Raw genomic sequence first — 25,549 nt, 5'->3', positions numbered from 1 at the left:
AAATTTATTTTTTCGCGACGAACTTTTTTTGTCCGTTAAGATCTAAAATATAAATAAAAACGATCAAATTGATAAAAAAATACGTATAAAACGATTTACACATTCATAAATAGGTGATATATTGACTTTGATGATCGTTTGAACTTACTGTCATCAGACATTACTTGGAGGTGAAGTCATGGAATCGAAGAAAGTAACGCAAGACCAGCAGGTGACGGAATCGTTGCTGCGGGCAGGGGATACCTTGACGTACAAGGAAATCGGCGAGCAGTCGGATGCCGTCGAAACGGCATACCACGCTGCTCTTCAATCCCGCGACTGGGTGGTGCGTTATCTTCAAGCAGATGTGGAACAGGCCATTTTCATCGGGTCTGGTTCCTCGTATTATCAGGCCCAGGCGATGGCGGCTGTTTATCGGGCATGGCTGAAGCGGCCTGCCAGCAGCCTCCCGTCCTCGGAATTGCTGCTAGTGAGGGATCAATCGGCGGTGGAAGGAAAATCTGCTATTGTATTCGGCGTTTCCCGTTCAGGTGAATCGACAGAGGTATTGCAGGCTTTGCAAGAGGCACAGTCGATAGCCGGCTGGGTTACGGCGGGTGTGACCTGTTATCAGGACAGCGGTATGGCACGGATGGCATCCTGCCTTGTCTCCGATAAAGGCAAGGAGCAGAGTACGGTCATGACCAAATCCTTAAGCAGCATGGTAATGGCAATGCAATCCGCGATTGCCGCCGCTTCGGGACAGCCGCTTTATGGGGAAGAATTGGAACGGACAGTCAGTGAGGTCAGTGGTGTCGTCGACAAGGCGAAGCGGCTGGCGTCAGATATCATTCAATCACAGATATTCAATAAAACGTTAATTCTCGGCATGGGAGCCTTGTCAGGGATTGCCCAGGAGGGCTGCCTCAAGCTGAAAGAGATGGCAAACGTATGGACGGAAAGCTTTGGGACGCTGGAGTTCCGGCACGGACCGAAGGCGATTGTGGATAAAGGAACCTGCGTGATCCTGCTGCTGTCCGAGCGGGCACGGGAACAGGAATTGAAGGTTGCCGCTGAAATGAAGGATTACGGTGCCTATATCATCCTTGTAACCGCATCTGCAGGGGCAGATACGGCATTCGCAGATCAAGTGCTGGAGATCGGTTTGCCGGATGTATCCGACGAATCCCGCATCATCCTGTATCTCCCCTTTCTTCAATACTACGGAACATTTACAGCCATAAAACTCGGACTCAATCCGGATTATCCCAAAAATCTGACGCAGGTTGTCATTCTCTAAACGAAAGGGGAGTTGATCCGTGCCGCTCGTATCATCGACAGCCCTTCTCCGCAAAGCGCGGGCGGAAGGGTACTGCATACCGGCCTTTAACGTTCATACTCTGGAAATGCTCCAGGCCGTGACGGAAGCAGCTGAAGAGCTCAATTCGCCGGTCATCCTGCAATCGACCACTGGAACCGTCAAGCATCTCGGGGCGGAATATATCGCTGCCGCCGCTAGGACCGCCGCAGAGCTTTCCGCGGTGCCGATCGTCCTTCATCTGGATCACTGCAGCGACTTCGGCATAATAGCCCGATGTGTAAGAGCGGGTTATACCTCCGTGATGATCGACGCTTCCATGCATCCATTCGAGGAAAATGTGCGGCAGACGCGCAAGGTCGTGGAATTGGCGGATGCTGTCGGCATTAATGTGGAGGCGGAGCTCGGCAAAATCGGCGGCGTGGAAGACCATATTTCTGTCGGGGAGGACGAGGCAATGCTGGCAGACCCCGAGGAATGCGTGCGATTCGTGGAACAGACGAGCGTTCATACGATCGCTCCGGCTATTGGAACAGCGCACGGTCTGTATAAAGGCGCTCCGAATATCGATTTTAACCGGATAAGCGCGATCGCCGGAAGCATTGGAGCCCCGCTCGTTCTTCATGGCGGATCCGGCATCCCGGATGATCAGGTGCGCAGATGCATCCAGTTGGGAATGGCTAAAATGAATATTGCTACCGAGCTTCGGATTGTGTTTACCAAAGCAATCAAGGCTGTATTGGACAGAGATCCGGGTGAAAACGATCCCCGGCAGTACATGAAGCCTGCCAAGGAAGCGACAAAGCTGTTTGTAAAGGAAAAAATCCTGTTATGCGGTTCTGACGGCAGAGCGGGAAGGTGAACAGGCATGCTAGTTACCGTAACGTTAAACCCGGCGGTAGACAGGAGATTGTATGTTCCGCAGCTGACGCACGGCCGCATCCAGCGTGCCGTTTCCGCGCATGCCAGTGCGGGGGGCAAAGGGCTGAATGTGGCCCGGGTCATCCGTCAATTGGGTGAGGACGTCGTGGCGACAGGATTTCTGGGAGGATGGAACGGCGAATGGATCAGGCGAAGACTCGAGCAGGACGGTATTTCCTGCTGCTTCACCCCGATAGCCGGAGAGACCAGGATCTGCCTGAATATGATCGATCAATCCGACGGCTCATCTACAGAAGTTCTGGAACCCGGACCCGAGGTGACGGAAGACGAAATGGCAGCACTCCTGGATCGAGTCGGACAGCTTTGTGCGCCGGACACGTGGTTGGTGGTATCGGGAAGCCTCCCCGGCCAGTGTCCGCCCGACTATTATGGTCGATTGATCGGCATTGCCGCATCCCGGGGGGCGCGGGTCATACTCGATTCGAGCGGAGCGGCACTGAAAGCGGGTATTCTTGCCGGTCCTTATGCGATTAAACCGAACGAAGAGGAATTTCTGCAGCTTACCGGAGCGGAACGTTTCTCGAAGGAGTCGCTGGCGTCATTGGCAGATGACCTGCAAAGGAGAGGCGTCCGGCATACGATTGTTTCCCTGGGTGCGGAAGGGTGCACGGCGGTGCTCGACGGCTGCCTATTCAAGGCGATGCCTCCGAAGGTCAAAGCCGTGAATCCCGTCGGCAGCGGCGACTCCTTCATTGCCGGTCTGGTCGTTGCCTGGCAGAGGGGAGCAAGCGACTCTGAAGCGCTGCGCTTTGCATCAGCCGTCGGAGCGGCCAACGCATTGTCGGAAGCGACAGGCGATGTCCTCTATCAGGATATCGAGAGGCTCTGTGAAAGGGTCTCAGTCAGCCGGTTGTAAATGAAAACTTCCGTGTCGCGGGCTGTTTGCGAGGAGATGGGAAAATGATCAGGACGGTCTTTGTATTGGGAGAATTGAATGTGGATGCCATTATATCCGGCAGCTCTGTTCAGCCGGAGCCGAACAAGGAAAAATTCGTGGATGATTTTTCGCTTACGCTTGGCTCATCATCGGCCATTACGGCATGCAGATTGGCCCAGTTGGGATTGAACGTTTATTTCGTATCCGTAGTTGGAAATGACGATTTCGGTATGTATTGCATCGAGCGTCTGAAATATTTTGGCGTAAATACGGAGTTTGTGAGGATCGATCCGCAGGAGAAAACGGGGGTGACCATTTCCCTCTCTACACCAACGGATCGCGCCCTGCTTACATTTATGGGATCCATCTGCAAGCTGGAGAAGACGCTGGTGCCCGATTCCATATTTGAACAGGCCGATCATCTGCATTTCGGCTCCTTATATCTGCAGCTTGGCATGCAGCGGGAATGGGCAGCCTTATTCGCGAAAGCGAAGGAGTGCGGCATCACGACGAGCTTCGACACCGGATGGGATCCGCAGGAGCAGTGGAAGCGGCCGCTTATCAACGAGCTGCTGTGCGTGACGGATCTGTTCCTTCCGAGCAAGGAAGAAGTGCTTCACATCTATGACTGCTCCGATCTGGCTGAACTGGCCGAAGCGATCCCGATACGGTACGGGAGCGTCGTGGTCAAGTGCGGCAGGCAGGGAGCGCGAATGCTGACGCCGGAAGGAGAGTGGCACCATGTGCCTGGCTTTGATGTTGCGGCTGTCGATATGACGGGAGCCGGGGACTCGTTCAATGCCGGAATTATTTTCAGTTTTCTGGAGGGAAAGCCGCCTCGCGAGCAGTTGATCTTCGGCAATGCATGCGGTGCACTCTCCACTCAAGGAATCGGAGGTACCGGAGGAATGGTGGACGTCCGGCAAGCCAGGGAGTTAATTACAAGTCAACGCATGGAATAAAACAGGGGAAGGGTGATGGAATATGATCAAGCTGTCGATTATAGGAGCGGGCAGTTTTTTTACAGAAAAGCTGGTTATCGACATTCTGAATATTGAAGGCCTCGACGACGGTGAAATCGCACTGGTTGATGTTGATGCGAAGCGGTTGGAGATGGCCCGGAAGCTTACGGAAAGGGCCGTTCAGTTAATGGGGAAGAGGTTCAAGGTGTCTGCTTCCGTTAACCGCAGAGAGGTTATTTCCGGCAGCAGATTTGTCATTAACCAGATTGAGGTTGCCGGTCTGCGGACCGTACGCAATGAGTTTGAAATTCCGTTGAAATACGGTGTCAAGCAGTGTATCGGGGATACGATGGGACCGGGAGGATTGTTCAAGATTTTACGGACGGTTCCGGCCTGGCTCGAAATCCTGAAGGATATCGAGGAACTTTGTCCGGAGGCGCTAATTTTAAATTATACGAACCCGATGTCCGCCGTCACGTTGTCCACTGTTAAAGCTGCTAATATTCCGGTTGTCGGGTTGTGCCATTCCATCCAGCATACATCAAGGCAACTGGCGGACTATCTGGAGGTACCGTATGAGGAGCTGAAGTGGAGGGCTGGCGGCATCAATCACATGTCCTGGTTCGTGGAATTAAGCCGGGACGGAAGGGACCTGTACCCTGAACTGAAGGAGCGGGCGGAGAAGCCGGAATTTCTGGCCAAGGATCCCGTAAGATTGGATTTCATGAAATACGGAGGGGCCTTTGTTTCGGAATCGAGCGGACATTTCTCCGAATACTTGCCGTATTATCGTAAACGTCAGGAATTGATTGATCGGCATTGTGGAGAGCGCTATCTGGGCGAGACCGGCTTCTACGCCAATAATTGGCCGGAGTGGCGGCGCAAATCCGACGAAGCGATCTTTAACAAGGTGGAAGGAAAGGAAGAGATGTCCCTCACCTCCAGCCACGAATATGCCGCTGTAATTATCGAAGCGATCCTGAAGCACGAGCCGAAAGTCATTTACGGAAACGTGTTGAACCGTTCGCTTATTGAGAATTTGCCAACAGACGGGATCGTCGAGGTCGCCTGCCTGGTCGACCGGAACGGTGTCCAGCCCGCCGTCTTCGGCAGGCTGCCCGAGCACCTGGCTGCTTTATGCCGCAGCAACATGGCTTTCTTCGATTTGGCGGTAGATGCGGTACTGAAGAACAGCAGGGAAATGGCCTATCATGCTTTGCTGATCGATCCGCTTACTGCGGCGGTTTGTTCGCCTTCCGAAATCAAGAGCATGTTTGATGAGCTGTATGAGGCCGATAAGCCTTATATCCCCAATCTTAAATAATCATTGAAGGCCTGGTGTGTTTCTGAATCGATTGGAGTAAATGCTTCCCGTTTGCGGTCTTGCAATGAAAACGCATGATGGAATGTTGACCTGCTTGTTACGCCCATATTCTACCGGGAAAGGCAGTGGCGTTATGAGGGATGTGTATATCGGAGTAGATATCGGCGGCACCAACACGGTCATCGGCTTGTTCGACCAGGATCTGAAATTGCAGGCAAGAAAATCGTTTCGGACCTCGCTGCCGCATTTTCCGAACAAAACGGACAATCCGAAAGCATTCATGGACGAACTTGCCGGGGAGATTCTCCGGTTGATTCGAGATACCGATTATGGAGCCAGATTGGCCGGGGCGGGCATGGGAGTGCCCGGCAGGGTCGATCCGGTGAACGGTATCGCCCTGGCTGCGTCAAATCTGGCCTGGTTCAATGTTCCTATCGCTGCGGAAATGTCAGAAAGGCTTGGCGCCCCCGTGCGGATCGATAATGACGTGCGTATCTACACGCTGGGAGAAATTATGGCGGGGGCCGCCAAAGGCAGCAGAAGCGTCATCGGTGTGACACTTGGCACAGGATTGGCGGCAGGTATTATGGTAGAAGGCAAAATGCTGGGAGGAAACGATTGGTTTGCAGGCGAGCTTGGCCATGATCCTGTCCCGGGTCAAAACGAACGCTGTAATTGCGGCGGGTACGGATGCCTTGAAACGATAGCATCGGCCACGGGAATTGCCCGTTTGGGCGCGGAGGCGGCGGAAAAAGGAAATACCTCGCTTCATTCGTTAAATCGTAAAATTACCGCAATTGATGTATACCAGGCCGCAGCCTCCGGAGATTCAGCAGCCGTTGACATCTTTCGGTTCGTTGGAACAACCCTCGGCAACAAATTAATGACTGCGATTTATCTGTTAAATCCGGAAACGATTATTATCGGCGGCGGAGCATCTGCGGCTGGTGAATTGCTGCTCAGGCCCATAAGAGAAACGATTAACGCAAAGTATAAGTTTAACATTAAGCCCCCGATCACTATCGCTGCCCTTGGGGATTCCGCCGGTTTGTACGGCGGCGTTCATTATGCACGGAGCTGGAGCGGCGAGTAAAGAAAGGAGGAGTATCTGTAATGGATAATTCGCTTGTGGTATGGATAAATGCCGAACTGTACACACCCGAAGGTGTCATTAAGCAGGGGAGAATGCTGATCGATGGGGAAGGGAGGATCAGGGCCACAGGAGGGCCTGAATTGAGTTACGGAGAAAATGTACGTATTTTTGATGCTGAAGGGTTAAAGATTGTACCGGGGTTTATCGATGTGCATATTCATGGAGGCAATGGCTTTCATGTGATGGGGGGAACGTACGAGGATCTGGACGGGATCAGCAAATTTCACGCCCGCCATGGAACGACTTCCTTCCTTGCGACGACCACAACGGCATCGAATGAAAGGCTTACAAAGGCGCTGGAGTGTTCGGCCGAAGCGGTGCAAAGAGGCGTATCGGGAGCCGAAATCCTCGGCATTCATCTGGAGGGGCCTTTCCTGAACGTGAAGAGGAGAGGGGCGCAAAGCAAAGATGAAATCCGCAATCCTGCCGTTTGGGAAATCGAGCATTATATAGGGTCCGCCAATCAGCTGATCAGGCTTGTCACGCTGGCGCCTGAAGTGGAGGGCGGGAAGGAAGCCGTCCGGCATTTTCTGGAGCGTGGAGTCACAGTATCCGCAGGCCATTCGGATGCGACTTATGAACAGACTGTGGCATTCATTGGTCAGGGCGTGAACCATACGACACACCATTTTAACGGCATGAGACCTTTCCATCACCGGGAGCCGGGTCTGGCTGGCGCGGGATTGATGTGTCCGGAGCTGACAACCGAGCTGATCGCGGATGGTATTCACGTACACCCTGCGGCGGTAAAATTGTTGTTTGACGTCAAATCTCCCATGAACGTGTGTATGATTACGGATGCGGTAACCTGCTGCGGATTGCCGGATGGCGAATACGGCGAGGTCGTCATGACCGCCGGCCAGATCTATTTGAAAGACGGCACGAGTCTGGCAGGAAGCTCGCTCACGATGATTCAAGCATTGAAAAATGTCATATCATACACCGGTTTGCCTATGGAACAAATATTGCCTTCCTTAACCCGTGTCCCCGCCCGTCAAATCCGTATGGATCACCGAAAAGGCACGTTGGAAAGCGGGAAAGACGCCGATTTCCTTGTCATGGACCATGAATTGAATATTGTATCGACGTTTGTTGTCGGCCGTGAAGTCTATCGGTCAAACGCCGGCGTATATAAGCATGGGAATTGAGATCATTAATATTTTCAGAAAAGTCAATTAACTTACATAAAAAATCGGCATAAATAAAAATTGACCATCCCAAAAAATGGAGGATGATAGAGCATGATTAAAGCAGCCTTGCTTGGTGCGGGCAGCAGAGGTATGTTCGCCTATGCTTCCTACGCGCTCAGAAGACCACTGGAAATCCAGTTTGTGGCGGTGGCGGAACCAAATGAAGAACGCAGAAAACGTTTTGCCGCCGAACATAATATTCCTGAAAATATGCAATTCGCTTCCTGGGAAGCTCTGCTGGCCCAACCGCAAATTTGCGATACACTTCTTATTTGCACGCAGGACAGAGATCATTTCCACCCGACTATGAAAGCGCTTGAAGCCGGATACCACATCCTGCTTGAAAAGCCGATGTCTCCTGATCCGTGGGAGGCGATTCAAATGGCGGAAGAAGCGAAGCGGCGGCAGCGCATCATGACGGTATGTCACATATCAAGATATTCGACCTTTTTCAGTGCGGTCAAGAAGCTGGTGGACGAGGGCAGGATCGGCAGAACGATGACGGTGCAATGGACTGAAAACGTAGGCTACTGGCATCAGGCGCACAGCTTTGTCAGAGGGAACTGGAGAAATTCGGTCGAATCGAGTCCGATGCTGCTGCAAAAATGCTGCCATGATATGGATATGCTTCAATGGTTGATCGGCGGTCATGTGAAAAGCGTGTCCTCTTACGGATCGCTCTCTTATTTCAAAGAAGAGAACGCGCCGGAGGGGTCCACGGCGAGATGCACGGACGGTTGCCGGGTTGAACATGAATGCGATTATTCCGCATTGAAATTGTATCTGACCGATAAGGATACATGGCCGGCGAGAGTCGTCAGTTTGACTAACAGCATGGAAGCGCGCTTGAAAGCGCTGCAGGATGGTCCTTACGGACGTTGCGTGTACAGGTGCGATAACGATGTAGTTGACCACCAGGTTGTCAATTTGTTGTTTGACAATGAAGTGACGGTTGCGTTCACAATGACGGCATTCACCCACGATGTCAGCCGCTCATTCAAAATTATGGGAACCAAAGGCGAACTTAGAGGCCACTCAGGGAAAAACGAAATTGAAATTATTTATTTTAACGGCAGAAAGGAAACGGTTCGCCCTGCTGAGGTCGAGGGCGGGCACGGCGGAGCGGATACGATGATCATGCAAGGCTTCATTCGGCAGGTAGAGGATAAACAAATCGAGGGAATGACCTCCGGTATGGAGTCCGCCAGAAGCCATCTCATCGTATTTGCGGCGGAAGAGTCAAGAAATACAGGCAAAACCGTCATTATGGATGACTATGTCAGCATGCTGAAGCAAAAAGGGGAGGCTGCAGCCTCGGGAGAGCTCCATAATGAAGTTTGATGCGATGCACCACCCCTATCCGTCCAAGCGGGTCACATTGTACGGAAAGCATGGAATGGTAGCAACCTCACAATCGCTGGCAGCCCAGGCAGGCCTTGATATATTGAAAAAAGGCGGGAACGCCGTCGATGCGGCGATTGCAACAGCTGCTTGTATGATCGTAGTGGAACCGACCTCCAATGGTTTAGGCGGAGATGCGTTTGCCATTATATACATGAATGGCAGGCTGCATGGGCTCAATTCAAGCGGGTTTGCACCTGCTGGAATATCGATCGACGCGGTAAAAGCGCTTGGACATGAACGCATGCCCGCCGTTGGTTGGCTGCCTGTAACCGTACCCGGAATTCCGGCATCTTGGGCTGAATTATCGAGAAAGTTCGGAAAACTCCCGTTCTCCGAGCTTCTCGAGCCTGCTATTGCCTATGCAGACGAAGGATATCCGGTTGCACCTGATCTTGCCCGGGAATGGCGGCGCTATTATGACAGGTATGTGGATCAATTGAAGGGTGAAGAGTTCAAGGAATGGTTCCGCATTTACTCACCGGAGGGTAGACCGCCGGGCGCCGGCGAAGTATGGAGGTCTCCCGATCATGCCAGATCGCTTGCGGCAATCGCGGAAACCGGAGCGCGGGCCTTCTACGAAGGAGACCTGGCCGATCAGATCGATTTTTATTCCCGCAAGCAGGGCGGCTTTATCCGGAAACAGGATCTGGAGGCATTTGCTCCGCAGTGGGTCGACCCCATTTCGATTAATTACCGTGGGTACGATATTTGGGAGCTCCCGCCAAACGGACAGGGTCTGATTCCTCTGATCGCCTTGAATATTCTAAAAGGCTTCGAATTCAGCGACCGGGATTCCATAGCCGTATACCACAAGCAAATCGAAGCGATCAAACTGGCATTCTCGGACGGTGTGGAGTATATTACCGATCCGGATAAAATGAAGGTTTCCGTTCAAGATTTATTGTCAGACTCGTATGCGGATGAAAGGAGAAAGTGGATTGGACGGGAAGCGCTGACACCGTTGCCAGGGCAGCTGCCGAAAGGCGGGACCATCTATTTGTGCACGGCGGATGGAGAAGGCAACATGGTGTCGTTCATTCAGAGCAACGCCGATGGATTCGGTTCCGGCGTGGTTGTCCCGGGAACGGGAATCGCCTTGCAGAACCGCGGTTCGAGTTATTCGCTTGACCCATCCAAAGCAAATTGTCTGGAGCCGGGCAAAAAATCGTTTCATACGATCATTCCCGGTTTTATCACGAAAAACAATGATGCGATTGGCCCTTTTGGCGTTATGGGAGGCTATATGCAGCCGCAGGGCCACGTACAGGTAGTATCGAGTCTTGTCGATTTCGGATTATCCCCTCAAGCGGCCTTGGACGCGCCAAGATGGCAATGGCTTCATGATAAGACGGTCAAGCTGGAACGCGGATTTCCCGAGCCAATCGCTCTTTCGCTGTTGCGAAAGGGACACGATATTCAATGGGCCGTCGACCAGTATTCTTTTGGCAAAGGGCAGATCATTCTCAGAAACAATGAAGGCGTGCTGGCCGGCGCCACGGAACCGCGTTCGGACGGCATTGTCGCAGCCTGGTAAATGAAATAAACAGTTTTACTGAAGAAGTGCATATGAGGCTTAGAGAAGCTATTCGAAAGTCTAGTTCGGTATTCATATTAAACTCGTATAGGAGGATATGTATGAAAAAGTTGTATTTCGTGCTGATAGCGGCTCTAATGGTATTTGTTACAGCTTGCTCCAGTGGTGGCAATGGCAATTCCGGCGGAACAGACGGCAATGCGGGGGGGACAGATGCGGACACTGGTAATGCAGATGCTTCAGGAACCCAGCCATCCGGTAAACAGGTAGAGCTTCGATATGCGATCTGGGATAAAAACCAGGAGCCTGCAATGCAGGAGATCATCAAGAAATTCAACGAGGCGAATCCGAATATTAAAGTAACGGTGGAGGTTACGCCCTTTGAGCAGTACTGGACGAAACTCGAAACCTCAGCAGCAGGCAAGAGCCTCCCCGATCTTTTCTGGATGAACCCGGCAAACTTCCTGAAATATGCGAGCAATGGCCAGCTTTCTCCAATCAGCGATAAAATCGAAGCCGATCAAATGGATATGACCAACTATCCGCAATCCTTGATCGATCTGTATACTTTCGATGGCAATGTATACTCGTTCCCCAAAGATTTGGACACCATTGGCTTATGGTACAACAAAGTAATGTTTGACGAAGCGGGCATTCCATACCCGGACGATACCTGGGACTGGAACAAATTGCTGGAAGCGGCGCAGAAGCTCACGGACCCTGCAAAGGGCGTTTACGGTTTTGCCGCTCCGAATGATCAACAACAGGTCATGTATAACTTCATTTTCCAAAATGAAGGGCATGTCATTTCCGGGGACAAAAAGTCGTTGGGCTACAACGAGCCTGAATCGATTGAGGCGATGCAATTCCTGAATGATCTTGTTCTGAAGTACAAGGTGTCCCCAACGCTTCAGCAGATGACGGACAATACGACAAATGTGCTTTTTGAGTCGGGTAAAGTGGCGATGATCACCGCCGGTTCCTGGAACCAGATCGAGTTCGCTCAGAATGAATATACAAAGGACAAAGTTGACGTTGCTCCACTGCCCAAAGGCAAGAAAAAAGCGACTGTCATCAACGGTTTGGGCAACGTAATAGCAGCGAACACCAAACATCCCGAGGAAGCATGGTTATTCTCGAAATTCCTCGGATCGAAAGAAGCGGCCGATATTCAAGCGGAGTCGGGGGCGGTAATTCCCGCATTTAATGGAACTCAGGGTCCGTTTGTGAGCTCAAATCCCAGCTTCAATCTGCAGGTCTTCGTCGATGCAATGGAGTACTCCGTTCCTTATCCGATATCTATCGAAACGCGCAAATGGCAGCAGTTTGAGATCGATTACTTCAAGCGGGCATGGGCTGGTGAAATTTCGGTCGAGGAAGCTGCTAAATTAGTGACGGAAGAAGGCAACAAAGTGCTTGCGGAAGAGCAGTAACCAAGCGCACCATGCCGCAGTATCGGCTGCAGCTGCAGCCGATACTGCCATTAGGAGGAATGTCAATGAGCGTGGCAGGATCGAGTGCTCCGATGCAATCGGCCGTCCCCCTTAAACAAACGAAGAGCAAGGGTATGAGCAGGATGCGCCGCAATGATTATTTCTGGGCTTATGTCATGATAGCCCCTACGATGATCGGTACAGGTATTTTCAGTATTTGGCCATTGATTCAAACCTTCTATCTCAGCTTTACAAAGTGGGACGCCTTTGGAACTTACAATTGGACGGGCACGGAGAACTATCAACGTATGGCGAGCGACCCGGAATTATGGTCTTCTCTGAAGAATACGCTGGTTTTCACCGTCTGTACGGTGCCGGTCAGTCTTATTATCTCGACGATTATTGCGATTCTATTAAACCAAAAGATCCGTGCGATACCATTATATAGAACGCTGTATTTCCTGCCAGTGGTAACGATGCCCGCTGCCGTAGCCATGGTGTGGAAATGGCTGTATAACGCGGACTTCGGATTGTTGAATTATGTGCTGGGCTTCTTTACCAGCGTGCATGTTGGATGGGTTTCCGATCCGTCGATCGCATTATATTCCATTGCGGTTGTTTCGGTTTGGGGGGGCATCGGGTATAATATGATCATTTTGATTTCCGGACTTCAGGGCATATCTTCTTCCTTTTACGAAGCGGCTTCCATAGACGGCGCAAGTACCATGACCAGATTGTTCCGCATCACGCTGCCTCTTTTGACGCCTACTTTTTTCTTTCTGACCATCACATCGCTGATCGGTTCGCTTCAGGTTTTTGAATTGATTTTCATGATGATCGGACCGAACAGCATCGCTATCGACGCGACGCAAACGATCGTGTATTACTTTTATGAAACAGCTTTCCTGGATAATGACAAAGGCTATGCAACGGCAGTCGCCTTGCTATTATTCATGATCATTTTATTGGTAACCGTCATTCAGTTTATCTTCCAAAAAAAATGGGTCCATTACGAATAGGAAGGGGGTCGAAAATGGTGCATACGAAAAAACGATTTAGTATGAGGCTCACCGCTGTTCATATTATCCTCGTGATCGGAGCGGTGATCATGATCACGCCGTTTGTCTGGATGGTGCTCACATCGGTGAAAACGATGGGAGAAGCTACTCGAGTTCCGCCGGTCATCTTTCCCAAGGCCATACAGTGGAAAAATTATCTCGGTGTTTTCGATACTCTTCCTTTTCTCTCTTTCTACTGGAATACCGTTGCTACGACGGTCGCAAAGACATTCGCACAGCTGGTATTCTGCTCTTTGGCCGCATACGCATTTGCGCGCATTGAATTTCCATTAAAAAATGTACTGTTTATCTTGTTATTGTCAATATTGATGGTGCCCAATCAAGCTTACTTGATTCCGCAATATTTGATCATGGTGAAATTTGATTGGCTTAATACATTAACCGCACTGATCGTTCCGGGATTGACAAGCGCCTTTGGAACCTTCCTGCTCCGCCAATTTTTTCAGGCAATGCCCAAAGAGCTGGAAGAGGCGGCAAAAATCGATGGATGCAGCCATTTTAGAATCTACTTAAAAATATTGCTGCCACTTGCAAAACCGGGCCTGATCGCGCTGGCCATCATGACCGCGCTCTGGTCCTGGAGCGATTTGATGTGGCCGCTTATCGTCAATAGCTCTCCGGGGAAAATGCCCCTTTCCGCCGGTCTGGCTTCGCTTCAAGGACAATATCTGACAGACTATCCGCTTCTCATGGCAGGATCATTGCTTGCGACACTGCCGATGATTCTCATGTTTATCTTCTTGCAGCGTTACTTCGTTGAAGGTATTGCACTTACAGGAACAAAAGGCTAATCAAAAACGTCTCAAAAAGCCATGATCTCATGATCATGGCTTTTTGAGATATGGAAGGAGTGATGATGCTTTCGATCTCCTATATCATAAATCTGTTCTTCTAATTAATTAGACGTAATGAACGATGTCTTCCATATACCACAAACTTCCATGGTCTCCATGATCGAATGAATGATGGAAACACTCTTTCTTAAACCGGACCACGATCCGTTTGAAATATAAACGGACTTTGGTCCGGATGTCAAGACTTATATTTGGCAATCCAAAATAGGCAACATGATCCCATTCCAGATAATATATTATGGGGAAGGGAAGGGAACACCTTTAAACGGAACTTAATTTGATCGGGAATAAGGCTGCCAGAAAATAAAGGATTAGCTCGTGTTAATTATAGTAACGTAAATAGAGTAAGGTTAGGGGCGTCCTTTTTCTTTTTCTTTTTCATGAGCACTTGCTCGAACGCGAATGAAGCATGATAAAATCAGGCCCCCAGCACAAACTGGCGGCCTGATTTTATTTTGGAAACATTTATGGGACCCATTGACATAGTTATAAACGTAATAGTAATATTATAACTATGAATAACAAATCCAATAAGTCCCAACGATCATCACTTGCGTTAGCCGTTCTTGCCCAGCTGGCCGAGGAGCCTATGCACCCCTACAGAATGCAGCAACTGATCAAAGAAAGAGGAAAGGATGAGGTTATTAACGTCCGTCAGCGTACGAGTATTTATCAGACCATTGAACGCCTGCTGAGGGATGGGCTCATTGCGGTTCGAGGAACCTTAAGTGATGGAGGACGTCCTGATCGAACCGTTTATGAATTGACCGAGGAGGGAAGGAAAGTATCGAAGGATTGGCTTCGGGAGATGCTTTCGGTTCAATCTCAAGAATATCTGGATTTTCCTGCAGCCATCTCTTTCCTCACCCTTCTGACACCGGAAGACGTTCAGCGGCAATTCGAGAAAAGGGAGGTCGCGCTTCAGGAAGCCATCCAACGCATAGATTCGCAGCTTCTGAAGTACAAGACGACCGTTCCTAGATTGTTCATGCTGGAGGTTGAGCATAACCGTGCCGTGCTCGGGGCTGAACTTGAATGGTTGCACGGAGTCATCGAAGATTTTCGCATAGGCGAACTTTTCTGGAACGAGGAATGGATACGCGAAATAGCGGAGCGGCTGAAGAATCAAGAATAACATCGTAGGGATAAACATACGAATTTATGCGTTGCAAATTAGACAATTTCTGAGGAGGCATTATGAATGATGAGTGCAGCCCCTATTCAATCGAGTCCAGCGACGATGGAGCCCCCCTATAAAGTCGGCTCGGTAACCTCCAGTGATGGAACCGCGATCGGTTATCGCCAATTTGGTCAAGGACCGGGCATAGTGGTGGTGCATGGCGCCAATTTATCTTCGCAAAACTTCATGCAGCTCGCGGAGCGGCTGGCCGATGCGTTCACGGTCTACGTACCTGACCGCCGAGGGCGGGGTCTTAGCGGACCCTTCAACGAAGATTACGATATCCGGAAGGAAGTCGAAGATGTGGAGGCGCTCTTTACTCGAACAGGCGCCTGCCATGTTTTCGGGATCAGCTCGGGGGGGCTCATCGCGCTCGAAGCAGCGCTCGCCTTGCCCGCTATTCGCAGGGTCGCCCTCTATGAACCCGCGCTGTTGATGAACACGGAGCGGACGGAATGGCTGACTCGTTATGACCAAGAGATCGCTCAAGGTAGGACTGCCGCCGCTCTCGTCACTTGCTTGAAAGGATTACAACTGGGCGGAGCGGTGCTTAATGCCATCCCTCGCTGGCTACTCGAGTCCATGACGAACAAAATGATGGATAACGAGGACAAGAAGGCGAAGAAAGGAGACGTAACGATGAGAATGCTGGCTCCTACGCTTCATTATGACGGACGGCTGCTCGTTGAGATGACCGGCAAGCTGGACCGATTTAAGGCTTTGAGCGCAGAAACGCTGTTACTCGGCGGTAGTAAAGGCTTGTCGTACCTAAAGCCTGCGCTCGACGCTTTGGAAAAAGTGCTGCCTCAGGCCAAACGGATGGAATTGTCCGGACTTGATCACGGCGGAGCGTGCGACGTCAGCAATACCAATCGAGGCGGCAAGCCGGAATTGGTGGCACAGGAGTTAAGGCGATTCTTTGCCTCATAAAGAATACGATGGTTTACGATTCTGAAATAGGAGCAGGCGCCACGGCGACCTGCTCCTTGTCATTGAAGTAACGGGCCGATAATAAAGTCATTAAACGAATATTTATAAGGATATTAATACATTAAAGCAGGTTAGAATTATATGAAAAAGAGTAGATGTTGCATATGTACTTCTCTACGATGAGATTGGCGAGCATATATTAATGGTAAAAAATAAAGGAGATAAATCTTCTTGCTACTCACTCCCTGGAGGAGCGGTGAAACAGGGCGAAACATTACAACAGGCTGCTATTCGGGAAGTTAAAGAAGAAACCGGATTAGAGGTTGAATTAGATGGTATCTTAACAGTTGCGTACTCCCATCGTACCGAGGGTGTTCGTTTTTTTGCAAAGTGGAAATTTAACGCTCTACAGAAATGCTAACGGGGACGATAGTTAAATATAAAGGGTTCCGCATATTAGACTTGACTAATATGCGGAAGCCTTTATTATGACTGAAATTTATAAATTTAGGTCTTGATAAACCGTGGGAATAAAGTTCTGCACCAGGCTCGGCGTTAAGCCAATTGGAAGAATAATGCAACAAATCGCTTCCAGTTTACGTCATTAATATGACTGGGGATCGATATGAAGGACATGTTTAGCGATGTTTAATTTAGTGTTGTTCAGTTTCTGGTTGTAATCCGAATTCGAGGAGGCGATCCAAGTGATGAAAATCCAAATAAGCAAGCTGGCAATTGTTCCGGCTTTGCTGGTGATTCTTACTGCCTGCAGCTCAGATCAGGCCGGAAACAAGGTTGTCACTCAAGAGCCCGGAAACACCACAACGGTCATTGACGATGCCGGCGAAGAAGCAGGCGTGAATGATGTTTCCGTGGAAAAAGTTGATCACTATGAGAATATAGCCATCTCCGACTGGATGGATGATGAAACGGTCGTTATTTCAAAAGAAAACGAAGACTTGGCCAAAATGAGCCTGGAAGAGCTGTCGGATTCCTATCCCAGAAGCCTGTATCTGTACCATCTGGATACCAAACAATACGAGTTGTTAAAAGAACAGGAAAATGTGTTCCTGGGTGAAGCTGTCTTATCGTCCGGCAAGAAGCATCTGCTGTATAGCGAATACTCATTAGGCGATCCCGTCTACCACGTGATGGACCTGGATACTTTGGAATCATACGGCATCACGGGCGATCCAATCGCAGGGGCCCTTAGCGCCAATTGGGCTGATGAGAAAACGGTTATTGGCCCTGCCTACAGCGGCGGTGCCTTTACGGCAAGCACCTCCGGGGAGATTGCGGCTGTGGCTGGGTTAAGCGGGGAAGCTTTGTTTATTGTCCAAAAAATGAAGGATAAGATTTATTACAATACCAATTCCGATGAATCTTTGCAGGCTCTGGATCTGAATACGAAGGAAAAGGCAAGTTTGAATCTTGATCATGTTTATGGCTTATTCCCGTCGCCGGAAGGAAATCAAATGCTGGTGCTGCAAAATAACGACCCCAAACAAACGATGATCCTTTGCGATGCAGACGGGGGAAATCGAACAATCATTGCGGAAGGTACGGAGCTTGGCGGCGTTTCATGGTCGCCGGATCAACGGATGATTGCCTACAGCCTGACAGCCAATGTGAACGGTACAGCCGTTAAAGGCCTGTATCTATATGATCTGTTAGCCGATAAGTCCACCCAGATCGCGGATAATATCGAAAATCTGACAACCTCTTGGAGCCCTTCAGGCAGAGAACTGGCATTTACCGAATGGAGCGGGGACCGGTATAGCAGCAGCATCGTCCATTTAACGTATTCGCTGCAGAATTAATGACAAACGAAGAAGGACTTAAAAGAGAGGGAGTGATATAAGCTTTGAAATTAAAAAAAATCACGATATTCCGTTTCATTTCATTGTCAACATTTTTACTTGCAGCTATTGGCTTTTTTGTAGATGCCTTTTTTATATTTGATAACCAGAAATTTAACAACTGGGGATTGAAATCGACTCTTATTTTACCTCCGGCAGGTATTGTTCTTTGTATTCTTTCGCTAAGAAAAACAACATCCAAATTAGACCGTATTTTATTGGTGCTTAATATAATTGCTTTCTTTCTTATTTTTATCACTTTGTATATTGGAAGTATGTTAGATTTTTTTATTCATGAATTTTAATAAAAATCCACGTTTATGTCTGGGTATGTATCGATCAAGATGAAGTGCGGCGGCGAATTGGAAATGTTTATACGAGGGATTGAAAACATTTATTTCGAAATTCGTTAAACATAAGGGTGAGAAAAACATATAATTTCCATTTGTTGGATCATCTCTCTTTGAATATATTACAATATTAGCATTTAAGTTATTAGTTGTATATAACAAATTGTTTGCTATATTACGCAGCAGGGCGGATGGGTCATTGTAATACATTATGGTGGAGAGAGGACGATCAAATAATCTGGATATAAATGTTATCTGTTCCACCAACTGCGTAAAGTTCAGATCATAATGCTGATGGGATGTGGCAGGATCTCTTGTTCATCGAACCGTGAACAGCCGGAAGCAGTTCTAGTTTGGAAGGACCGGGAATATAATCCTTTTCAAGACCAATGTCCTATTTTTGAATTGTTATAGGTCAAATATCCATATAGTCATGTCGAATTAAATCGTATATTGTCTAATATGTTAATACTTGACAGTAGTTTAATCAAGCATTAAGATATGGCATATGATTAAGGTAAATATGGAAGTTCTATGTTCTATTATCTACCATATTAATGTTAGATTTATATTTTTCAGATGTTTTGATGACTAATTATTTTATTTCCTTTACCGTTAGGGGGATTATAGTGAATGAAGAATTATTGAGAATTGAACATCTGACAACCTCCTTCCGCATTTCAGATGATTATTATGCAGCCGTAGACGATGTATCCCTGACGGTGAGGAAGAATGAAATTCTGGCGATTGTAGGCGAGTCCGGTTCAGGCAAGAGCGCGCTGGCCTTTTCGATTATGGGCCTGCATACGAGGGCGAGGATCGAGGGGAGTATTTTTTACAAAGGACAAGATATTGCTCATCTTCCTCCTTCCAAGCTGAATCAGCTGCGCGGCAATGAGCTGGGCATGATCTTTCAGGACCCCTTATCGGCCTTAAATCCGCTCATGGTTGTCGGCTCCCAGATCGACGAGGTCATTCTCCTCCATCATCCGAAATGTTCAGTTAAGGAAAGAAAACGCAAGGTTATTGACCTGCTGGCGAAAGTGGGCATCCCCCGTCCGGAGCATACCTACGGGCTGTTTCCCCATGAGTTGTCCGGCGGAATGCGGCAGCGGATCGTAATCGCCATCGCGATTGCGAACGAACCAAAGCTGCTGGTTGCCGATGAACCGACAACGGCCCTTGATGTCACCATACAATTACAAATTCTTGAGCTCATTAAACGGTTAAAAGAGGACAGTGAGGCAGGAGTAGTTCTGATTACCCATGATTTGGGCGTGGTTGCCGAAATGGCGGACCGCGTGGCGGTCATGTATGCCGGACAAATTGTCGAGATCGCCGATATTTACACCCTCCTTTCTGATGCCCGCCATCCTTATACAAGGTCGCTGCTCCAGTCTATACCTTCCGCTGGAGAAGCGAAATCGAAGCTCCATGTTATTCAAGGGATTGTTCCGCCCCTGCAAAATCTTCCCCGTCAGGGCTGCCGCTTTCGAACGCGAATCCCCTGGATCGCTGAATCTGCGCATGAGGAGCAGCCCGGCATGCATGAGATCGAGCCAGGTCATTTTGTAAGATGCACCTGCTACAAGAGCTTTCACTTCCCCAATCATAAAGAGGAGGGTTCTCATCATGCCATTACTTGAGGTAAGGGATTTAAAGGTCCATTTTCCGGTGCGCGGCGGGATTTTCAACCGAAAGCTTCGATCGATTAAAGCGGTGGACAGTATCCATCTGTCCATTGAACAGGGGAATACTTATGGCCTTGTCGGCGAGTCGGGCTCCGGGAAAACAACGACTGGCCGTGCGATTATCGGTTTAAATCCTATTACTTCAGGAACGGTTCTCTTCGAAGGACAACCCATCTTTGGGGGCGGGCTGCGAAGCCATCCCGGCTTCCGCAAGGACATTCAAATGATTTTTCAAGATCCTTACTCCTCTTTAAACCCCAGGAAGCGCGTTCTCGATATTGTCGCCGAGCCGCTGCGTAATTTTGAGAAGCTGTCTGCGCAGGAAGAGAAGCGCCAGGTGCAGCAGCTGTTGGAGCAGGTCGGCTTAAGCACGGAAATGATACATAAATATCCGCATCAATTCTCAGGAGGCCAACGGCAGCGAATCGGCATTGCAAGAGCGATCGCTTTGAAGCCAAAGCTCATTATAGCCGATGAACCGGTCTCGGCGCTTGACGTATCCGTACAGGCACAGGTGCTTAATTTTCTGCAGGATATTCAGAAGCAATTAAAGCTTACCTATTTATTGATAAGTCATGATCTGGGGATTATCAGGCATATGTGTGATCATATCGGAATTATGTACAAGGGCCGCTGCGTCGAGCAGGGCACGACGGCAGATATTTTTGAGAATCCGCAGCATATTTATACAAAACGCCTTATAACGGCAATACCGGATATGGATCCCTCGAAGCGGGAGCGGCTGTATCAGTTTCGTCAGGCCGTAAAGGCGGAATATGAGCAGGCCTATGACCAATATTTTGATGCGGACGGCTTGGCGTTCCCGTTACGGCCCATTTCAGATACGCATCTGGCGGCTTTGCCTGAGAAGGGGTGACGGCGATGTGGAAGACTACGGCGCGAAGATTGATCATTATGGTTCCCCAAATTTTATTGTTGAGCATTCTCGTCTTCCTGCTCGCGAAAGCGATGCCGGGAGATGCGCTGACAGGCTTACTTGATCCAAGTATCGATCCGGCGGCGCTGGATGCACAGAGGGAGAGGCTCGGCCTCAATAATCCATGGTATGTTCAGTATTGGGATTGGATCGTAAAGGCGCTGCAAGGCGATTTCGGACAGTCCTTCCGCTTTAAAATGCCGGTCTCCGACTTAATCGGGCAGCGGATGATGAACACGATTTGGTTATCTCTCCTTACCCTTGTGCTTACCTATCTAATTGCGATTCCGCTCGGCATTATAAGCGGCCGTTATCATGATACCTGGGCCGACCGTACGATTACGGGCTATACCTACTTGGGCTTTGCGGCTCCGCTTTTTATTTTCGGGCTATTGATGCTGTGGCTGTTCGGTTTTCATTTCGGCTGGTTCCCGACCGAAGGGAGCGTCACGCCCGGCACTGCTCCGGACACCCTTGCGTATGCGATGAGCAGAGTTTATCATATTCTGCTTCCGGCTTTATCCATGGCGTTAATTACAACGGTTGCGACCGTACAGTATTTGCGAAGCGAAATCATTGATACGAAGCAGAAGGATTTCATTATAACCGCCCGAGCGAAAGGGGCTTCGGAGTCCCGCGTCTATAACCGGCATATTTTACGCAACTCGTTATTGCCGATCGCCGCTTTTTTCGGCTATGAAATTACCGGTCTGATCGGAGGTACGGTGTTCATTGAAAGTATCTTCAGTTATCCGGGAATGGGGCAGCTGTTCTTAAGCTCTATTTCCTTGAGGGATTTCAGCGTAGTTACAGCTGTAGTGTTATTATACGGCGCGGCTTCCATTATTGGCGCTTTACTTTCGGACATCATCTTAAGTTTCGTAGATCCGCGCATTCGAATTAAATAAGAACTCGGGACCATGAGGTGAATGGAATGGAACAGGCATATGCGAACAAACCGGCGCCACAGTTGGCACCTGCGCCGCAGGAAGTGGATAAGAGCCCGTCCAGCTGGAAAATTCTGTGGCGGGAAATCGTTCGGGATAAGGTAGCTTTCGCTTCACTGATTTTTCTGGGCGCTGTCATCTTGATCGTCTACGGCGTTTCCATTGTATTGGATCAAGAGCAAATCGTTACCGTAGATCTGTTCGCGCTGAATCAGCCGCCTTCCGCGGAATTCTGGCTGGGCACCGATTATGGCGGACGCGACGTGTTCGGCCAACTCATTATCGGGACCCGGAATTCCTTATCGATTGGCATTATCGTAACGCTGCTTACCGGATTGATCGGCATTCTGATCGGGCTGGCATCCGGCTACTTTGGGGGTTTTATCGATAACCTTTTTATGCGATTTGTGGATTTCTTTATGATCCTTCCCACCTTAATGGTCGTCATTGCATTCGTTACAGCCGTCCCAAATTACGGCATCGTTTCGTTCTCCCTTATTATGACCTCCTTCCTCTGGATGGGTATCGCCAGATTAATCCGTTCCAAAGCGCTGCAGGAAAGAGAGCTGGAGTATGTGCAAGCTTCGCGAACGGTGGGATCCTCGCATCTGAAGATTATGTTTTTGCAAGTGCTGCCCAATCTGAGCTCCATTATTATCGTTACGATGACCTTGAATCTGGCGGCCAATATCGGCTTGGAATCCGGCTTGTCCTTCCTGGGGTTCGGCTTCCCCGAAAGCACGCCCAGCCTGGGTACGTTGGTCAGCTACGCCACAAACCCGCAGACGCTGGAATTCAGATGGTGGATTTGGTTACCTGCATCGATACTGATTCTGGTGCTGATGCTTTGCATAAACAATGTCGGTCAAGCGTTAAAGCGCGCGACGGACGCAAGACAGAGGAAAGGGTAAAGAGGCATTCAATTTATTAGGAGGAGATCGTTTGAAGAAGAAACCAGGATTGACATGGTCAGTATTTATGCCGCTGCTTCTTGTGTTTACGCTAATGCTCGGCGCCTGCTCCAACAACGGGAGCAGTAATGAGACGAACACCCCATCAATGACGGAAGAGGAGGCCAGCACGGCTCCAACTGAAGGGGAGGCCAGCACGACTCCTGCTGAGAGTGAAAAGCCGGCTGAAGACGACGGCCTGTATTCGATTGATGATTTCAGCAAGGTGAAGAAAAATGAGGGCGAACCGATTAAAGGGGGTTCCATCACATTCGGTCTCGTGTCCGATACGCCATTTGAAGGGACGCTGAACTGGAATTTCTATTCCGGCGACCCGGACGCGCAGGTACTCAGTTGGTTTGACGAAGGGCTGCTGACCTGGGATGAGAGCTATGTGTATACGAATGACGGCGCAGCTACATATGAAGCGTCGGAAGACGGACGCACGTTTACGTTCACCATCAAAGACAATGTCAATTGGCAGGACGGCAAGCCGGTTACCGCCGAGGATTGGCTGTTCGCGCACGAGGTGATCGGCAATCCGAAATACGATGGTCCGCGTTACGATTCCAGCTTCACCAATATCGTCGGCATGACGGAATACCATGAAGGCAAAGCGAAAACGATCTCCGGCATTGAAGTGCTTAATGAGAAGCAGCTGAAGATTACGTATGTTCAATCTACACCTTCCCTATTAACCGGAGGGATTTGGAGCTATCCGCTTGCGAAACATATTTTCGGCAATATACCTGTCGAGAAAATTTCCTCATCGCCTGAAGTGCGTGAGAAACCGATTGGCTTCGGACCGTATAAGATCGAAAGCATCGTACCTGGCGAATCGGTCGTTTTTACCAAAAATCCGGATTACTGGCGCGGCGAGCCTGGCCTGGATAAAGTAGTCCTCAAGGTCATTAATCCGACCACCGTCATTCAGCAGCTGGAAAGCGGCGGAGTTGATCTCGTCGATTCCTTCCCGGTTGACCAGTACCCGGACAATGCGGATATGACAAACGTAGAGTTTCTGGGTACAATCGATCGTGCCTATACGTACATCGGCTTTAAGCTGGGGAAATGGGATGCGGCGGCAGGGAAGGTCGCTCCGGATGATAAGGCGAAAATGGCCGATGTGAATTTGCGGAAAGCGATGTGGCTTGCCGTAGACAATGATCAGGTGGGCAAACAGTTCTATCATGGTCTGCGCTGGAACGCCACGACACTGATTCCGCCTTCCCATCCGGAGTATCACGATGCCACAAATCCAGGCGTCAAATACGATCCGGAAGCGGCCAAAAAACTATTGGACGATGCCGGGTACAAACTAAACGGCGATTACCGAACCAATCCGGACGGAAGTGAACTGGTCATTAACTTCATTTCCATGACCGGCGGCGATATCGCAGAACCGTTAGCGCGTTACTATGTGCAATCGTGGAAAGCAATCGGATTAAACGTTCAGCTTGAAATGGTCGAATTCAACACCTTCTATGACCGGGTCGGCGCGAACGGCGAAGACGATCCGAAGGTAGATGTATTCCAGGGCGCATGGTCAGTAGGCATCGACGTTGATCCTTCAGGACTTTATGGACGCGACGCCATCTATAACTTCCCTCGGTTTGCGAATGAAGAACAGGATAAATTGCTTGCCGAAGGCATTTCCAAAGAAGCGTTCGACGTGGAGGTTCGCCAGGATATTTACAAGAAATGGCAGCAGTTGATGGTTGAGGAGATTCCTGTATTCCCGACACTCTATCGTGCTATACTCGTGCCGGTGAATAAGCGGATTCTCAATTATGCGATCGGGGATGGAACAGATGTCTATCTCTACCAGCTGGCCGTCTCGCAGGATAAACCGTTTGTAGATGGAAAGTAACAGGATGAAAGCAGGAAGCTTCTCTGAAAGTAGATCCATCTACTTTCGGAGAACTTACCACGTCAAGCAGGCAATTATATAATGAAATCACAAACAAGCCTTAGTCCGGTATTCCATCGGACTAAGGCTTGTTTGACTTCTTCTGATATTGCTGGCGGCAATAAAAGTAAATGTATCGTTATCTCGTCGAGGAATGACAAGAGCGATTTTGTGAAACGTATTTAGGGTATGGAGAGTATAAACAGGTAGATGAACAGGAGTTGATGCCGAGATGAAAATGAAGCTTGCGCTCTTTCTGGTGGCCATTGCGAGCCTGACGGGTTGTTCGGTGGTGGAGCAGATCGACCAGTCCGTGAACTATACAAGCGAAGCGACAACGTATGTGGATCAGGCTGCCGAGTTTGCCCGGGAGCTGCCCGACATGGCGCAGCAGACAGCGAACGATCCGGAGGTAAAGGAAAGGCTGGTGGCAGAGCTGGAAGCCATGAAGCAGCGGGTGGCGGATTTCAACGCACTGGAAGCACCTGCTATTGCTGAGGACCTCCATCCCAAGCTGCAGAATTACAACGCTGCGCTCCAGCAAGAGATCGATCAGATTTTGAACAGCTTGTTGAACGACAACCCGGCTGTACAGGCGGTTAAAGATTCCCAGATTGTTCAGACGCTGACTGAGATTACGCGGTTGATGGAGCAGATCAACAATTTAGGCGGGTAAGGCGGCCGGTTGATCCGGCCTCCTAATGAAATAGCAGCAAATCGAAAGCTCATATACAAATCAAAGAGGTG

Annotated in this window: 22 protein-coding genes and 1 pseudogene; all 23 read left to right on the top strand. The window is 49.5% G+C overall.

Annotation, left to right across the window (positions count from 1 at the left end; genetic code table 11):
- Nucleotides 1-178 precede the first annotated feature (178 nt).
- The 23 genes and pseudogenes from AC0YOB_RS07230 to AC0YOB_RS07120 all read left to right on the top strand — a co-directional run bounded on the left by AC0YOB_RS07230 (nt 179) and on the right by AC0YOB_RS07120 (nt 25,478).
- The gene (locus AC0YOB_RS07230; RefSeq protein WP_475792190.1) at nt 179-1,279 is read left to right on the top strand and encodes an SIS domain-containing protein; all 1,101 of its coding nucleotides are present in this window, start codon (nt 179-181) and stop codon (nt 1,277-1,279) included.
- 19 nt (nt 1,280-1,298) lie between these two features.
- Nucleotides 1,299-2,159 (top strand): class II fructose-bisphosphate aldolase, encoded by an 861-nt coding sequence (locus AC0YOB_RS07225; protein ID WP_475792189.1) that lies wholly within the window; start codon nt 1,299-1,301, stop codon nt 2,157-2,159.
- A gap of 6 nt (nt 2,160-2,165) precedes the next feature.
- Entirely contained in the window at nt 2,166-3,095 is a 930-nt protein-coding gene (pfkB, locus tag AC0YOB_RS07220) for a 1-phosphofructokinase (RefSeq protein WP_475792188.1), read from the top strand.
- A 44-nt stretch (nt 3,096-3,139) separates the two neighbouring features.
- Nucleotides 3,140-4,078 carry a carbohydrate kinase family protein gene (locus AC0YOB_RS07215; RefSeq protein WP_475792187.1) on the top strand — a complete coding sequence of 313 codons (939 nt, stop codon included), beginning with the start codon at nt 3,140-3,142 and terminating at the stop codon, nt 4,076-4,078.
- A gap of 22 nt (nt 4,079-4,100) precedes the next feature.
- The gene (melA, locus tag AC0YOB_RS07210; RefSeq protein WP_475792186.1) at nt 4,101-5,402 is read left to right on the top strand and encodes an alpha-galactosidase; all 1,302 of its coding nucleotides are present in this window, start codon (nt 4,101-4,103) and stop codon (nt 5,400-5,402) included.
- A gap of 133 nt (nt 5,403-5,535) precedes the next feature.
- Nucleotides 5,536-6,495 (top strand): ROK family protein, encoded by a 960-nt coding sequence (locus AC0YOB_RS07205; protein WP_475792185.1) that lies wholly within the window; start codon nt 5,536-5,538, stop codon nt 6,493-6,495.
- A gap of 20 nt (nt 6,496-6,515) precedes the next feature.
- A complete protein-coding gene (nagA, locus tag AC0YOB_RS07200) occupies nt 6,516-7,703 on the top strand; it encodes an N-acetylglucosamine-6-phosphate deacetylase (protein WP_475792184.1) in 1,188 nt (395 codons plus the stop codon).
- A gap of 93 nt (nt 7,704-7,796) precedes the next feature.
- On the top strand, nt 7,797-9,086 hold the full coding sequence (locus tag AC0YOB_RS07195; RefSeq protein ID WP_475792183.1) for a Gfo/Idh/MocA family protein: 1,290 nt from the start codon (nt 7,797-7,799) through the stop codon (nt 9,084-9,086).
- Entirely contained in the window at nt 9,073-10,683 is a 1,611-nt protein-coding gene (locus tag AC0YOB_RS07190; RefSeq protein WP_475792338.1) for a gamma-glutamyltransferase family protein, read from the top strand. Before AC0YOB_RS07195 ends, AC0YOB_RS07190 begins: the two co-directional genes overlap by 14 nt.
- Before the next feature lie 101 nt (nt 10,684-10,784).
- Nucleotides 10,785-12,116, top strand: coding sequence for an ABC transporter substrate-binding protein (locus AC0YOB_RS07185; RefSeq protein ID WP_475792182.1), 1,332 nt, complete (start codon nt 10,785-10,787; stop codon nt 12,114-12,116).
- A 92-nt stretch (nt 12,117-12,208) separates the two neighbouring features.
- Complete coding sequence (locus AC0YOB_RS07180) at nt 12,209-13,135, top strand: carbohydrate ABC transporter permease (protein ID WP_475792337.1); 927 nt, start codon at nt 12,209-12,211, stop codon at nt 13,133-13,135.
- A gap of 14 nt (nt 13,136-13,149) precedes the next feature.
- Nucleotides 13,150-13,986 (top strand): carbohydrate ABC transporter permease, encoded by an 837-nt coding sequence (locus tag AC0YOB_RS07175; protein ID WP_475788578.1) that lies wholly within the window; start codon nt 13,150-13,152, stop codon nt 13,984-13,986.
- A 577-nt stretch (nt 13,987-14,563) separates the two neighbouring features.
- A complete protein-coding gene (locus AC0YOB_RS07170) occupies nt 14,564-15,184 on the top strand; it encodes a PadR family transcriptional regulator (RefSeq protein ID WP_475792181.1) in 621 nt (206 codons plus the stop codon).
- 66 nt (nt 15,185-15,250) lie between these two features.
- Nucleotides 15,251-16,159, top strand: coding sequence for an alpha/beta fold hydrolase (locus AC0YOB_RS07165; protein WP_475792180.1), 909 nt, complete (start codon nt 15,251-15,253; stop codon nt 16,157-16,159).
- Between the two features lie 145 nt (nt 16,160-16,304).
- Nucleotides 16,305-16,580: pseudogene (locus AC0YOB_RS07160) on the top strand (NUDIX hydrolase); the annotation flags it as partial.
- A 286-nt stretch (nt 16,581-16,866) separates the two neighbouring features.
- Entirely contained in the window at nt 16,867-17,979 is a 1,113-nt protein-coding gene (locus AC0YOB_RS07155; protein WP_475792179.1) for a TolB family protein, read from the top strand.
- Between the two features lie 44 nt (nt 17,980-18,023).
- Nucleotides 18,024-18,323, top strand: a complete 300-nt coding sequence (locus tag AC0YOB_RS07150) for a hypothetical protein (RefSeq protein ID WP_475792178.1) — start codon at nt 18,024-18,026, stop codon at nt 18,321-18,323.
- A gap of 674 nt (nt 18,324-18,997) precedes the next feature.
- Entirely contained in the window at nt 18,998-20,014 is a 1,017-nt protein-coding gene (locus AC0YOB_RS07145) for an ABC transporter ATP-binding protein (RefSeq protein WP_475792177.1), read from the top strand.
- Nucleotides 20,001-20,936: an ABC transporter ATP-binding protein gene (locus AC0YOB_RS07140; RefSeq protein ID WP_475792176.1), complete on the top strand. Its 936-nt coding sequence runs from the start codon at nt 20,001-20,003 to the stop codon at nt 20,934-20,936. The genes AC0YOB_RS07145 and AC0YOB_RS07140 overlap by 14 nt, the downstream gene beginning before the upstream one ends.
- A gap of 5 nt (nt 20,937-20,941) precedes the next feature.
- Nucleotides 20,942-21,904 carry an oligopeptide ABC transporter permease gene (gene opp4B / locus AC0YOB_RS07135; RefSeq protein WP_475792175.1) on the top strand — a complete coding sequence of 321 codons (963 nt, stop codon included), beginning with the start codon at nt 20,942-20,944 and terminating at the stop codon, nt 21,902-21,904.
- Nucleotides 21,905-21,930: 26 nt separating this feature from the next.
- Nucleotides 21,931-22,854, top strand: coding sequence for an ABC transporter permease (locus AC0YOB_RS07130; RefSeq protein ID WP_475792174.1), 924 nt, complete (start codon nt 21,931-21,933; stop codon nt 22,852-22,854).
- A 67-nt stretch (nt 22,855-22,921) separates the two neighbouring features.
- Complete coding sequence (locus tag AC0YOB_RS07125) at nt 22,922-24,763, top strand: oligopeptide ABC transporter substrate-binding protein (protein ID WP_475792336.1); 1,842 nt, start codon at nt 22,922-22,924, stop codon at nt 24,761-24,763.
- A 271-nt stretch (nt 24,764-25,034) separates the two neighbouring features.
- Nucleotides 25,035-25,478 (top strand): DUF6376 family protein, encoded by a 444-nt coding sequence (locus AC0YOB_RS07120; RefSeq protein ID WP_475792173.1) that lies wholly within the window; start codon nt 25,035-25,037, stop codon nt 25,476-25,478.
- The last annotated feature ends 71 nt before the right edge of the window (nt 25,479-25,549 follow it).

It is taken from the genome of Paenibacillus sp. JT31N17 (genome assembly GCF_056269255.1).
This window is presented reverse-complemented; position numbering and strand designations above follow the sequence as displayed.